At 68.1% G+C, this 12405-nt stretch carries 17 protein-coding genes and 1 pseudogene; 8 read left to right on the top strand and 10 right to left on the bottom strand.

The window, feature by feature from the left end; all coding sequences use genetic code 11:
• The first annotated feature begins 3 nt into the window (after positions 1–3).
• Positions 4–414 (top strand): VOC family protein, encoded by a 411-nt coding sequence (locus tag C1I98_RS07075; RefSeq protein WP_111166267.1) that lies wholly within the window; start codon positions 4–6, stop codon positions 412–414.
• Positions 415–482: 68 nt separating this feature from the next.
• Here the strand turns inward: C1I98_RS07075 and C1I98_RS07070 are convergent, their stop codons facing one another.
• Positions 483–1025, bottom strand: a complete 543-nt coding sequence (locus tag C1I98_RS07070) for an MOSC domain-containing protein (RefSeq protein ID WP_111166266.1) — start codon at positions 1023–1025, stop codon at positions 483–485.
• 145 nt (positions 1026–1170) lie between these two features.
• On the opposite strand from C1I98_RS07070, the gene C1I98_RS07065 reads away from it, so the two are divergent.
• Positions 1171–1746 carry a hypothetical protein gene (locus C1I98_RS07065; protein WP_111166265.1) on the top strand — a complete coding sequence of 192 codons (576 nt, stop codon included), beginning with the start codon at positions 1171–1173 and terminating at the stop codon, positions 1744–1746.
• Here the strand turns inward: C1I98_RS07065 and C1I98_RS07060 are convergent.
• The 3 genes from C1I98_RS07060 to C1I98_RS41235 all read right to left on the bottom strand — a co-directional run bounded on the left by C1I98_RS07060 (position 1712) and on the right by C1I98_RS41235 (position 2622).
• On the bottom strand, positions 1712–1909 hold the full coding sequence (locus C1I98_RS07060) for a hypothetical protein (RefSeq protein WP_111166264.1): 198 nt from the start codon (positions 1907–1909) through the stop codon (positions 1712–1714). The two genes, C1I98_RS07065 and C1I98_RS07060, sit on opposite strands and share 35 nt — an antisense overlap.
• Before the next feature lie 291 nt (positions 1910–2200).
• Positions 2201–2413 (bottom strand): VOC family protein, encoded by a 213-nt coding sequence (locus tag C1I98_RS45300; RefSeq protein WP_111166292.1) that lies wholly within the window; start codon positions 2411–2413, stop codon positions 2201–2203.
• 5 nt (positions 2414–2418) lie between these two features.
• A complete protein-coding gene (locus tag C1I98_RS41235) occupies positions 2419–2622 on the bottom strand; it encodes a hypothetical protein (RefSeq protein WP_158557948.1) in 204 nt (67 codons plus the stop codon).
• 1 nt (position 2623) lies between these two features.
• Between C1I98_RS41235 and C1I98_RS07045 the strand changes: the two genes are divergently transcribed.
• On the top strand, positions 2624–3013 hold the full coding sequence (locus C1I98_RS07045; protein ID WP_158557947.1) for a Tn3 family transposase: 390 nt from the start codon (positions 2624–2626) through the stop codon (positions 3011–3013).
• A 91-nt stretch (positions 3014–3104) separates the two neighbouring features.
• Here the strand turns inward: C1I98_RS07045 and C1I98_RS07040 are convergent, their stop codons facing one another.
• The 3 genes from C1I98_RS07040 to C1I98_RS41230 form a co-directional block, all read right to left on the bottom strand.
• Positions 3105–4457, bottom strand: coding sequence for an alpha/beta fold hydrolase (locus tag C1I98_RS07040; protein ID WP_111166262.1), 1353 nt, complete (start codon positions 4455–4457; stop codon positions 3105–3107).
• A gap of 2 nt (positions 4458–4459) precedes the next feature.
• A complete protein-coding gene (locus tag C1I98_RS07035) occupies positions 4460–4807 on the bottom strand; it encodes an ArsR/SmtB family transcription factor (protein WP_233507322.1) in 348 nt (115 codons plus the stop codon).
• A 67-nt stretch (positions 4808–4874) separates the two neighbouring features.
• The gene (locus tag C1I98_RS41230) at positions 4875–5042 is read right to left on the bottom strand and encodes a hypothetical protein (protein WP_158557946.1); all 168 of its coding nucleotides are present in this window, start codon (positions 5040–5042) and stop codon (positions 4875–4877) included.
• A gap of 364 nt (positions 5043–5406) precedes the next feature.
• On the opposite strand from C1I98_RS41230, the pseudogene C1I98_RS45570 reads away from it, so the two are divergent.
• Together C1I98_RS45570 and C1I98_RS45565 are read left to right on the top strand one after the other, a co-directional pair.
• Positions 5407–5901 (top strand): annotated as a pseudogene (locus tag C1I98_RS45570) (DUF4158 domain-containing protein); the annotation flags it as partial.
• Between the two features lie 1375 nt (positions 5902–7276).
• Entirely contained in the window at positions 7277–7795 is a 519-nt protein-coding gene (locus tag C1I98_RS45565) for a Tn3 family transposase (RefSeq protein ID WP_158557945.1), read from the top strand.
• Here the strand turns inward: C1I98_RS45565 and C1I98_RS07010 are convergent.
• Together C1I98_RS07010 and C1I98_RS07005 are read right to left on the bottom strand one after the other, a co-directional pair.
• Positions 7779–9407 carry a CocE/NonD family hydrolase gene (locus C1I98_RS07010; protein ID WP_111166258.1) on the bottom strand — a complete coding sequence of 543 codons (1629 nt, stop codon included), beginning with the start codon at positions 9405–9407 and terminating at the stop codon, positions 7779–7781. The two genes, C1I98_RS45565 and C1I98_RS07010, sit on opposite strands and share 17 nt — an antisense overlap.
• A gap of 245 nt (positions 9408–9652) precedes the next feature.
• Positions 9653–10135 (bottom strand): DUF6653 family protein, encoded by a 483-nt coding sequence (locus C1I98_RS07005; RefSeq protein ID WP_111166257.1) that lies wholly within the window; start codon positions 10133–10135, stop codon positions 9653–9655.
• 148 nt (positions 10136–10283) lie between these two features.
• On the opposite strand from C1I98_RS07005, the gene C1I98_RS07000 reads away from it, so the two are divergent.
• Complete coding sequence (locus C1I98_RS07000; protein WP_158557944.1) at positions 10284–10892, top strand: TetR/AcrR family transcriptional regulator; 609 nt, start codon at positions 10284–10286, stop codon at positions 10890–10892.
• A 64-nt stretch (positions 10893–10956) separates the two neighbouring features.
• Here the strand turns inward: C1I98_RS07000 and C1I98_RS43640 are convergent, their stop codons facing one another.
• On the bottom strand, positions 10957–11151 hold the full coding sequence (locus C1I98_RS43640; protein WP_233507304.1) for a DUF427 domain-containing protein: 195 nt from the start codon (positions 11149–11151) through the stop codon (positions 10957–10959).
• 13 nt (positions 11152–11164) lie between these two features.
• Here C1I98_RS43640 and C1I98_RS43635 point away from each other — a divergent pair, with 13 nt between their 5' ends.
• The gene (locus tag C1I98_RS43635) at positions 11165–11323 is read left to right on the top strand and encodes a hypothetical protein (protein WP_233507302.1); all 159 of its coding nucleotides are present in this window, start codon (positions 11165–11167) and stop codon (positions 11321–11323) included.
• Positions 11324–11523: 200 nt separating this feature from the next.
• Entirely contained in the window at positions 11524–12138 is a 615-nt protein-coding gene (locus C1I98_RS06990) for a recombinase family protein (RefSeq protein ID WP_199536776.1), read from the top strand.
• Positions 12139–12405 lie beyond the last annotated feature (267 nt).

Here is a 12405-nt window from a genome sequence, read left to right as displayed (position 1 = left end):
CCCATGACAATCGCACTTCGCTACTGCCACATCACCGTCAACGACGTCGATGAGGCGCTCACCTTCTACCGCGACGCGCTCGGCCTTGAGGTCCGCAACGACATCGCCTCCGGCGGCCACCGCTGGGTGACGCTCGGCGGCCCCGCCCAGCCGGGTCTTGAGATCGTGCTGTCCGATCCGCACGCGGGCCGCTCCCAGGCCGACGGCGACACCCTGCAGGAACTCCTCACCAAGGGCGTCCTGCCGATGATCGTCTTCCGCACCGACGACCTCGACGCGACCTTCGAGAAGGTGCGGGCGTCCGGTGCCGAGGTGCTCCAGGAGCCGATCGACCAGGCGTGGGGCCCGCGCGACTGCGCGTTCCGCGACCCTTCGGGCAACATGGTGCGGATCAACCAGGAGCCCGCGGCCTGACCAGCGAGCGATGCCCGCAAGGCCCCGCGGCGAGGCGGGGCCGAGCCGGGCGGGCCGGGCTAAACGAGCTATACGGGTGTCAGCGGCACGTGCGGCCCCTGCGGCGGCTCCACCAGCACCTCATCGCCGGGCCGTACCTCACCGCCGGTGACCACCACGCCCATCACCCCGGCCTTGCGGACCACATGGCCGTGCTCGTCGCGATCCAGGACGGCGGCCATCAGCCCGGGCATGAAGTCATCGAGCTGCACGCACGGGTTGCGCAGCCCCGTGACATGTACCACCGCCCGCCCGCCGATCCGCAGCAGCGCCCCGGCCGAAAGGCCGAGCAGGTCCACGCCGCGCGTGGTGATGTTCTCCCCCATCTGCCCGGCCGAGACCGCGAAACCCGCCCGCGCCAGTTCATCGTGCAGCTCGGCGTGGATCAGGTGCACCTGCCGCAGATTGGGACGGCTCGGGTCGCGCGCCACCCGCGAGCGGTGCTTGACGGTCTCGCCCAGATGCGCGTCCCCCTCGACGCCCAGCCCGGCCAGCAGCCGCACGCCGTCGCACACCGGTTTGGAGAACGTGTGCCCCGCACTGCGAGACACCGAGGTCACCAGGCCGCTCATATCGCGCTCCTTTCAGCCCCGTCATGGTACTCATCCGGTCACCCCGCGCACCCGGCGGCACCGGGCGTAGAGTGAACGCCGGGCCCGGCCTCACCGGCCGGGCCCCTGCCGTCCGCGTCCAGTCCCTGTGCGAGGTCCGTGACCCATGAGCGAACCCGTGGCCTTCTGGATCGACCACGAGTACGACCGAGAGCGCGCCACGGACGGGCGCAGCCGCTACGGCGAGCACCTGCGGCGCAACGCCGAGGAGTTCGTCCCCGCGCTCGACGACATCTCCCCGGTGTCCTTCGCCTGCACCGCCTGGCGCATCGCCACCTCACCCGAGCTGTCTCCTGGATACGTGCGCTGGCACCGGCGGATCCTCTCGGCGACGTGCGTGCGCAACCAGTGGGACGGCACCCTCACCGCCCGCGTCGAGCTGGTCTCCCCGCGGCCCGCCACGCTGGCCTGGAGCCCCGACTGGCAGGGCGACCGGCAGTGGCGCGACTGGCCACAGACCTTCGGCCAGTTCCTCGAACCCTCCGAACAGGACCTCGTCAAGACCTCCTACCTGCGCGGCACGCTGCTGGCCCAGACCCCGATCCCACTCGACGGACTGCCGGAGGCCCCGCAGGAGCCGCAGGACGACCTGCCCGAGACCGCCCGCCGTACGATCGTGCTGCTGGTCCGCCGCCTCAACGAGGCCATCACCCCGATCGTGCGCCAGCTCGAACTATGGTGACCCGCCCGGCGGTGTCCTGCGGGACACCGGTGGTCAGCGCGGTGAACACGATGCCCAGCGCGCTCATCTCCGGCAACATGGCGTCGCCCTCGGTGACATCGAGACCCGCCGCCCGGCACTGACGGACGATCAGGTCACGCCTGCCGCACAACGCGCGGGTCATCAGACCACGCACCTCGGGGCTGCGCACGCTGTCCGCACGGCCGGCCCGCCCAGGCCACGTACCCGTCGGGCCGGATCAGCGCCCCTGCGCCCGGATGGGACGCGGCGGGCGGGCCTGGGCGTACCTCCGGTTCGGCTCGCGACCGCCCGATCTCCCCGCCACTCAAGCCGTGACTCGTCGAGCGATGGATCCTGGTCGGCGGTCTCCCAGTGCAGCATCGTCTCGTACATCCGTCGCCCCAGCAGATGGACGCCGCCCTCTGGACGCCGACCTCCCTGGACGCCGCGGGACTCACCGCGACTGGATGAATCGCAGCAGGTTGCCGGAGGGATCGAGGAAGGCGCAGTCGCGGGTGCCGCCGGGCCGGTCGATCGGCTCCTGCATCACTTCGGCGCCCGTGGCCTCGATGCGCTCGAAGACGGCGTCGCATACGTCACGGTAGAAGGCGAGCGCCTTGGCGAGGTCGTGAACGGCGAGCGCACAGGAGGAGAGTCCGAGGCCCATGCCGGTCAACGCCGCCCCTTGCCGCCGGCCGAGAGGTAGGCGATGTGGAGATCGTGGAGCCGGTCCGGGGCGGTGTCGATGGCGATGCGGGTGATCTTCTGGCGGTGGACGGCGAAGGTGATGACCGCCTTCGGCCGGCCGCGGTGCGACCAGTCGGCCGCCGGGACACCATCGACGCGTTTCGGGAGGCCCGGCCGCAGCGTGCGCACCGTGGCGCTGCTGCGCTTCCTCGCCGGGCCCGCGTTGCGGGGGCGCATCGCCGCAGTCACGAACAGGGCCGAGGGTTTCAACGGGTTCTCCCGTCGGCTGCGCTTCGGCAACGACGACCCGGCCGAGCAGGAGAAGGCGATTGAATTCAACTCTCTGCCGGCGAACTGTGCGATCTTCCACACGGCGCTGGACATGATGGAGGTGATGCGCCAGCGCCTGGCCGAGGGCTGGGAGATCAGCGCCGCAGACGTCGCGCAGCCATCGCCCTGCCTGACCGCGCACATCAGCCGGCTCGGCCTGTGCGCCACCGACGTACCTCGGCTGCGCCCCGACGACTTCGACCCCGATCTGCCCGAGATCGACTTCAGCGCGTCGGCCGAGGCGGCATAGGCGGCCACGCGGCGGGGCATGCTGGTGGTCAGCGGGCGCGGACAGGTACATCACCCGGCCGCCTGCTTGCCTGACCCGCGGTTTGTGATCGTCAGCCGAGCAGGAAGGTGCGGGCTTGCCGGGCGACCGGTCCCGGCGCCATCCAGAACGCGGAATGATCGTGGTCGGGCAGCGTCAGCACGGTGACGTTCGGAAGGATCGCGGCCAGTGCGTTGGCGCCCTTACGGATGAAGGCCTCACCGTTGCCGCCGACGGCCACCGCGATCGGTGCGTCGATCGACCAGCGGTCGGCGGGCAGCGGCTTGCCGTCCTGGAGCCCGCGCAGGATCCGGCCGTCGTAGGCGTAGGTGTGGGCGTAATCGGCCATTGCGTCCCAGGAAGGATCCTGCTTCATCGCGGGGATGTACTCGGCCGGGACGCCGATCATCTCGGTCATGAAGTACTCGACGGCCTCGCTGCGCTTGCCCGCCGCGACCAGGGCTTCCTGGTGTTCGACGTAGTCGGCGGGCGCCGGAGAGCGGGAGCCGTCGACGATGAACGGCGGCTCGTACAGGTAGAGTCCCGTGACCTTGTCACCCAGCGCACTGGCCGCGTCCAGGGTCAGCCCGCTGCCACCGGAGCCGCTGGCCAGGGCCGCGGAGCCGCCTGCGACCTCGATCAGTGCGGCGATGTCGTCGATCTCGCGCGCCGGGTCGTAGGGCTGCGGATCACCGCTGGCACCGCGGCCGCGACGGTCGAAGCTGATCACGGTGAAGTGCTCGGACAACGCCTTGGCCACGCCTGCGACCCCGGTGTGATCCTCGGCGACATTGCTGATCACGATGATCGCGGGACCCGAACCGATCTTTTCGTAGGCGATCGTCGTGCCGTCGGCGGAGGTGATGGTGGAAAGGCCGGACATGATCATTTCTCCTTCAGTTGATGGTGCGTCGGCGTGATTGCCCTGCGGGTCGTCCAGCAGGGTGGCGAGCCGGTCGAGAGCTTCGGCGTAGCCTTCGGCCACCTGGAGTTCGACTGCCCGCTGCAGCGCTCGGCCGTCGGGAAAGCTCGCCGCGACGTTGACGGTGCAGCCGGTGCCGGCCGAGGCGAAGGTGACCGAGGTCGGGAAGGTGCCCGTGCCGTCGGATCGCCACGCCTCGTCGGCGAAAGTGTCGTCGTAGTTCAACTTGGCGCGGGCGATGACCGCCTTGTAGGTGGCGATGCTGCGGACCGGGGCGGCCGATTCGTCCACCGGCGCGATCTGGAACCGCCAGCGTCCGCCCGGCCGGACGTCCATCTCGTACACGGTCGCGGCCCATCCCTGCGGGCCCCACCAGCGGGTGATCGCCTCGGCGTCGGTCCAAGCCCACCAGGCACGGTCGACGCCGGCGGCGTAGGCACGGCTGATGTGGATGGTGTTACTCGACCTGTCGATCACGATGCCGTCCGCGGTGTCTTCGGACATGCTCAACCTCCTTGCTGGTTCGTCTCGTCGGGTGCGCGGTCGTCTTCGAGAAAGGAGCCGAGGCGATCCATCCGCGCCGACCACAAGGCGGCGAATCCCTGCACCCAGTCGCTCAACTCGCGTATCGATTCGGGGTGCAGCCGGTAGATCCGCTGCTGGGCCCGTTTGGACACCTCGACGACGCCCGCCTCGGCGAGCAGCCGCAGATGCCGGGACACCTGCGGCTGGCCCAAACCCAGCGCGTCGACGATCCCACCCACCGACTGCGGGCCGTCCCTGAGCAACTCCACGATCCGGAACCGGTTCGGCTCCGAGATCGCCGTTAATCGCTGTTGCACACCGTTGACCACGACTCAGAACATACACGAAGGCATATATGTACGCAAGTACATGTAATGATCGCGGGCGGCCCCACTGTCAGGGTCCTTCTCCGATGAAGGCCGAGGAGACGATGGCGTGGACCAGGCCACCGTCGGCCGGGAGGCGGCTGAAGGCGAGCATCCCCGCGGCGGCCACGGCCGCCCCCGCCCCGAAGACGAGCGGGTGGCCGAAGCGGCGGACGAGCACGGAGGCGAGAACCGCCATCCCGCCGACGGAAATCATGACCGGCAATATCGCGACGGCGGCGAGGAGTGGGGACAGTCCTTCGACGAGTTGACATGCAGGGCGTGCAGGTCGGTATGGCACACGCCGCAGTAGTCGACCTGCACCGCGATGTCATCTGGGCGCAGCTCACGGCGCTTCAGCGACGTGCGTCGCAGCGCCATCGGGCCGGTCGCCCGCCATCCGGCGGTCGTTCGGGGCCCCAGTAGTCCTGTCGAAGAATCCAACACATATAGCTCTGAGCTGCGGTGATACAGGGGTCGATGTAAGGGCCTGAGATCGTTTCCGCTACGTTCTGTTCCGGTTTGTCCGGTCTAGAGCGTGGGGTGGTTCGGTGTCGGAGAAGATGTTCTCCCGCGAGCAGTTGGAGCAGTTGCGGTCGTTCCCGGAGATCGGCCGCGATGAGTTGATCACGCACTTCACGTTGACGCCCGCGGATGTGGCGTTCGTGGATCCGGGGCGGGGACGCGGTCCGGCCGATCGGCTCGGGATGGCTGTGATGGTCGCGACGCTGCCGTGGCTGGGGTTTGTGCCCGATGAGGTGGGGTCGGCTCCGCCGGAGGCGGTGGCCCGGCTGGCGACCGCGTTGGGCCTGCATCCAGGGGCGCTGCGGGGATACGGGCAGCGGACCCAGACCCGGTCCGATCATGTGGGCCAGGTCGCCAAGTAACTAGGTTGGAAGCAGGCCGCGACCGGCAGCCAGGAGATGAAGGAACTAGAGCAGTTCCTGCAGGACAGGGCCATGGAGCACGACTCCCCAACGCTGTTGTTCAACCTGGCGCGCGAGTATCTGATGTCGGCGAAGGTGATCCGGCCTGGGGCGATCGCGTTGGCGAAGCTGGTCGGCACGGCCCGGGCGGCGGCGGGAGAGCTGACTTCGCACAAGGTGGCGCACGTGCTGACCGCGCAGGTGCGCTCGGATTTGGATCTGCTGCTGAAGGTCGATGCCGGGCTGGGGTGCACCCGGCTGGAGTGGCTGACCAAAGCGGCGACCGAGGCCTCGGCGACGGCGGTGAAGACCTCGATCGACAAGCTGGCGTGGCTGCGCGCGATGGACGCGCACCTGCTGGATCTGTCGGCGCTGCCGAACGAGCGGCGTCGGTTTCTGGCCCAGGTGGCGCGCCGGTCCACCAACCAGGGGTTGGAGCGGCGCCGCGAGCGCCGATATCCGATTCTGCTGGCGTTCGTCGCTCAGGCGGCGATCGACCAGCTCGATGAGGTGGTGTCGCTGTTCGATCAGGCGGTCTCGGCGCGGGAGTCGCGGGCGAAGACCAAGACCGACGAGGCGCTGGTGGAGCGGGCCAAGACCGGCGAGGCCCGGCAGCTGCTGCTGCAGGTTATCTTGCCGGTGCTGGCCGACCCCGGGGTTCCTGACGAGCAGGTCGGCGGCCTGCTGCGGGAGCGGATCGGGATGGGGAAGCTGCGGGAGGTCACCACCGGCGGGTGGAAGGCGCTGCCCAAGGATCACGGCCGCCTGTCGGAGATGGCCTCCTCCTACTCCTACCTGCGGCAGTTCACTCCGCTGGTGCTGTCGGCGATCGATTTTCACGGTGGGCCGGGCACGACCGAGCTGATGCGGGCCATGGCGATCTTGAAGGAGTTGAACCGGACCGGCGGCCGTAAGGTCCCCAACGGTGCGCCGACGGTCTTCGTGCCCACCCGGTACGCCGACTACCTGGAGAAGGCTCGCAAGGGTGGCGATGACACCGCCTTTCGCCACTATTGGGAGCTGTGTGTGCTGCTGGGTCTGCGTGATGGGTTGCGCAGTGGGGATGTGTTCGTGCCGGGCTCGCGCCGCTACGCCGACCCGGCCACCTACCTGTACACGCCCGAGCAGTGGGAGCCGCGCCGGGCCGAGTTCTGCCGGTTGGTTCGTAAACCGGCGAAGGCGGCGGACGCGCTGGAGCAGGGCAAGCAGGAACTGCACACCGCCCTGGCGGAGCTGGAGACCACGCTGGCGGGCGCCCTGCCGGACGACAGCGGCGCGGTCCGCCTGGATGACGACGATCATCTGGTGATTCCGTCGTTGTCGGCCGAGGACATCCCGGCCGAGGCCAAGGAGCTGAAAGACGAGCTGGCGGGCATGTTGCCGTTCGCGCCGATCGCCTCACTGCTGATCGAGCTCGACGCGCGGACGAAGTTCCTGGACTGCTTCACCCACGCCGCGGGCAAGAAGCTGGCCAGCTCGCCCCGAGATCAAGCGCAACATCCTCGCGGTGCTGATCAGCCAGGCCACGAACTTGGGGTTGGTCAAGATGGGCGAGGCGTGCGGCATCTCCTACGACACCCTCGCCTGGACGATGGAGTGGTATGTGCGGGAGGAGACGTTGCGCGAGGCCAACACCTGCGTCGTGGATCACCATTACGGGCTGGCGCTGGCCAAGGTGTTCGGCGGCGGCACCATGTCGTCTTCGGATGGACAACGATTTCCGGTGCGCGGCAAGAGCGTGACCGGGCGGACCATGACCATCCACGGCGGGCAGGTGTTGTCCACCTACACCCATGTCTCCGATCAGTGGTCGACGTACGGCACAAAGATCATCGTGCCGACGGCGCGGGAGGGTCACTTCGCGCTGGATGAGTTCCTCGGCAACGCCACCGATCTGCCGATCGTCGAACACGCGACCGATACACGCGGTGCCACGCTCAACCAGCGTGCGTACTCGCCGCGACTGGCGGAGGGCCAGAGCGGATCGCTGGTGGGATCGACACCCCGAGTCAGGTGGTCGCCATGACCGGCAGGACGATGGCCGATGGGCGTGCGGGATCGTGGTGGACTTGCTGGTCGGCGATGCGCATCGCGGTGGCGGTGGCGATCGGCTCGCCGGTGCCCAGGTTGCGGTCCCATCGGGGGAAGGCACCGCTGGCGACCTGCATTCGGATGCGGTGGCCCTGCTTGAAGCGGTGCGCGGTGGGCCACAACTCGATGGTGATCAGCGTGTCGATCGGCTGGTCGCCGGTGACGCGGCGCAGTGCCTCGGACACGTGGGTGACCTTCCCGGAGGGGGCGACGTCGCACAACCGCACATAGAAGTCGGTGTACGTCAGGCTCGAGGTGACGCTCAGCTCGGCGACCGGGATGCCGATGACGTCGAGGTCGGCCGGCAGCGGGGTGCCGGTGTAGGTCAAGACATCATCGCGGCCGGCCAGCACCTGCTCGCCGGACTTTCGGGTGCTGCCCATCAGCCGGGGCATGCCCAGCACGGCCGGCGTCGGGTCCGCGGGATCGTAGCGGTAGCGGTCAGGTGCGGACGCTGTCGGCGTGGTTGTGGCCAGGCCGCCGCCGCCCTGCAGGTGCCAACGCTGCGGGCGCGCCTCGGCAGGAGGGTAGACGGGCAGGTCACGCCACTCCTCCGCCCCCTGGATGTAGATGCGTACGGGCGCTTCGCGGAGCCCGTCGTGGTCCTTCAGCAGATGGGCGCGCAGCCAGGCGATGCCTTCGCGCATGGCGGTCATCGACAGCTCGGTCTGCCAATGATGCCAGGGGCCGATGGTCAGGTACGGCCGGCGCCCGGCTTGATGCAACGTGCGGTAGTCCCGGACCAGCGCGGGCAGCATGAAGTCGCGCCAACCGCTGATCAGATGGTTCGGGGCCGTCACGTCGGCCACGGTGTGACGGTGATCGCTGCTCGACCACCAGACGTCGTCGGCGCTTTGGTGGTCGAGCCACTCGCGCCAGTACGGTGCGGGGGCGCCGGTGGCCACCGTGTCGGCATCGGCGAGGGGAAGGTGGCGAGCGGCGGCGGCGCGTTTGTTCGCGCCGTGCAGGATGGCGGCCAGGAAGGCGGTCATGGGTTTTTCCTGGTTGTGGACCATGCTGAGCCAGCCCAGGAAGATTTCCAGGCTCAGCGCGTCACCGGGATACAGCATGCTGCGGAAGTCGGAGCTGGTGGCCTGGGTGGTCATCGCTTGGAGAATCGGCCCAGCCTCGGCGGCGATGGCCCACTGGGTGAAGCCCAGGTAGCTGCTGCCGGTGGTGCCCAGCTGCCCGGTGAACCAGTCCTGCTTCTTCAGCCAAGCCAGCACAGCGAGCCCGTCGTCGTGCTCGCAGACGAACGGGGTGAGCCGGCCGCCGGAACCACAGACCCCGCGGCCGCTGACGATCAGCACGTGGAAGCCGCGCTCGGCGATCACCCGGCCGACGACGCCGCCCTTGGTCCGATCGGTATAGACCGATCGGACCAGGATCGTCGGCCGGTCGCCTAGTCCTTGGGGAGCGTAGTGGTCGGCCAGCAGAACGACGCCGTCGGGCATCGGGATGCGTAGATCCCGCTCCACGGAGACGTTGCGAGTCTCCGCGGTCGGGAGTTTCGCCTGCCGGGCCATCAATGCGCTGGTAATGCTCACCGAGCTCCTTCTTGCTTAAATACCGAGAATTCGGAAGCGCCGAACCTTGCCTAGCGCTGTGCCGGAACGCTCACCGGGTTGGATGAGCGTTTCAGGCTGCGGGGTGCGAGGGGTCGTCCGCCGCAGCAGATGCCTTTCTCCCTTCGGAGGCGGGCGTGTTCGCGGCATCGGGGCGCCAGTACGTCGAGATGGCGGCACGTAGGCGTTGCGCCAGCGTCAGTGCCATTTCGACAGCAGCGGATCGCTTACTGCACAGCGCCCAGCCGTTTTTGCTCCTCATACAGTTGAGCGAAGCGATCGATCCGCCATAGCTGGCCCATCGTCAGCACCGTGGCGCCGAAGACGGTCGGCCAGAGCTCAAGCGCGGTCAGCCCGTAGGCGATCAGTGACAATGTGATCGGCCCCCCGACCACCATCATCAGGCGCTGGACCCGGCGGTGATCGGCGGAGACCGGCCACTTGTCCTTAAACCACATCTTCTCGCCGTAAATGCCCTTGGAGGACCAGGCGACGGGCGTGTGCACAGGCCGGAAGACGAACGGGTTCAGCCACAACCACACCAACACTGCGGCGATCGGGGCCAGGCACCACCAGCCGAGCCACACCCTGCTCCAGATCGCCGCGAACATCAGCGGGATCGCCGCGAAGCGGGTCCACACACTCCAGGGATTGGCGTGCCGCTCCCACATCTCATCACTCATCTGGAAGCCCTTCGCCCCTTTTGGCATGACGCCTTATCAACCCCAACCAAAGCTATGACCGGACTGGATATTCAGTTATAGCTTACGTCGCCCGTGCCCACTCGGCAATACCGGCCGCGGTGCCGCCACTTGTAGCCTTGGGACCAGGTATCCGATGCGGGCTTGGGTGGTTGTCGTGGCTGTTGCGTTCACCGAGGAGGAGCGGGTGCGCATCATCGCCGACCTGCTGGACACCGCCGAGCGGCTGTACGCCTCGCAGGGGCTGAAGAAGACCTCACTGGAGGAGTTGACGGCGCCGGCCGGGATCTCGAAGGCGAGCTTCTACGCCTTCTTCGACTCCAAGGAGACTCTCTACAAGGAGGTCATGATCCGCCGGGCACCGCTGATCGCACAGCGGCACGGCAAGGTGTTCCGGCGTCCCGTCAGTGCGGAATCACTGGCGGAGGTGATGGGCACCTGGACGGTGGTTTTGACCACCGACCCGTTCTACCGGCGCTTGTTCACCCACCCCGAGGAACTGCGGGCGGTCACCAGAAGGATCGGCGTCGAGGAGGTCGCCCGCGTCACGCCGTACGTGATCGACCCCCTGCTGGACTACATCGCCAAGGGCCAGGCCGACGGCGTCATCGACAGCAGCGTCCGCCCCGAAATCATCTTGGGGGTGATCCGGACGATCGGACTGATCGTCATGAACCGGCACCTGTACGGCGACACCTATGACGATGTTCTCGAAACGACGATCAAAACCCTGGCTCGCGGCTTGACCGCATCGAACGAACTCTGACCACAGCCGGAAGGCCACCTGTGGGCCCGGGCCGCCGACCAGCATATTCAGGCTGGGCTAGCCTCTAGGGACCCTGACTTACGCGGAACGCGGGCCGGACGCCCCGCCAGAATGCCACGTGATTTTTGATCTTCCGAGCCAGCAAGCTCGGCCGCCGGTAGACGAACGCCGCGTCCGGGTTCGCCTCACCGTCCACCACCACGTCGTAGTAGCCGGCCGCCCCCTTCCACAGGCACAGGCTGCGCGTGCGGCTCTCCACCAGAAACCCGCTCTTGAGCGACCCCCTGGGCGGCGCCCACGCCGACACCCGGCTGCGCGAGGCCGCCTGGATCGCCCGCTGCGTCGGCCGCGGCCCCGAGTGGCCACCGCACCTGGCCGCCGTCGGCCTGCCGGGCCCGGCCACTTTGGTCCTTAGCGAGAAATCTCGTTGAGATATGTCCACGACCCTGTGATCACCCCGCTGCGGAGCATAAACGATCGTTTTCGCCCCACCGCCGAAGGTGATCATCCCGGCCGGATGCCCGCCCTGATTTCGGTAGCAAAACTATGGGGCAAAACCGTGATGTAGCAGAACACGGACTACTATCCTTATTGCTACACGTGGTTCAGCCATCCCCCGCACGGAGGCCCGGTGAACGAGATCGTCATCGACAACGACGACCCAGGCGCCCACGAAGATCTCATCGGCCTGGCCCGCGTCTCCACCGACGCCCAAGAACTCGCCCGGCAGATCGACGCACTTACCGCCGCCGGATGCGCCAAGATCTTCCTCGACAAGGCCTCCGGCAAGAAGGGCACCGCCCGGCCCGGCCTGGGCGCGGCCCTCGGGCACATGCGCCGCGGCGACACCCTCGTCGTCCTCGACCTGACCCGCCTCGGCCGCGACACCCGCGAACTGCTCGCCATCGTCGAAGACGACCTGCACGCACGTGGCCGGCACTTCCGCACCCTCGACGGCATCGTGCTCGACACCAGCGACGACATGTTCGGCGAGCTCATCTTCACCGTGTTCGCCGCCATCGCCAAGTTCCAGCGCCAGCAGATCATCAAAGGCACCCGCGAAGGCCTCGACGCCGCACGCGCCCGCGGCCGCGTCGGTGGCCGCCCCCGCTCCCTCACCCCTGAGCAGATCGACGACGCGCGCATCCTTCTGGCCGCCGGCAAGGCCCAGACATCAGTCGCCAAGGGACTCGGCGTCTCCCGGTGGACGCTGCGCCGCGCCCTGGACAACCCTCCAGGGCAGTAACGCGCCGGCCCCACGCAAACGTTCACGATTCACGATCGCCCCCGCCCGACCGACGAAGATCTCATCGAGGCGATCGGAGTGGGAGACGGTCAACGAACGAACCCCTGGGCTCGCACTCACACAGACCCGACCACCACAGCTCTCCGCGCTGATGCTCGATGATCAGATAGCTCAGGCCACCTCTGAGCTCAGGGCAGCGGTCAGGCCCGCAACATCTGATCGTCACCCGGCTCTGGACTCCACGAGGTATCCCGCCCGCCACACCCC

The organism is Spongiactinospora gelatinilytica (genome assembly GCF_003236385.1).
Classification (GTDB): Bacteria; Actinomycetota; Actinomycetes; order Streptosporangiales; family Streptosporangiaceae; genus Spongiactinospora; species Spongiactinospora gelatinilytica.
This window is presented reverse-complemented; position numbering and strand designations above follow the sequence as displayed.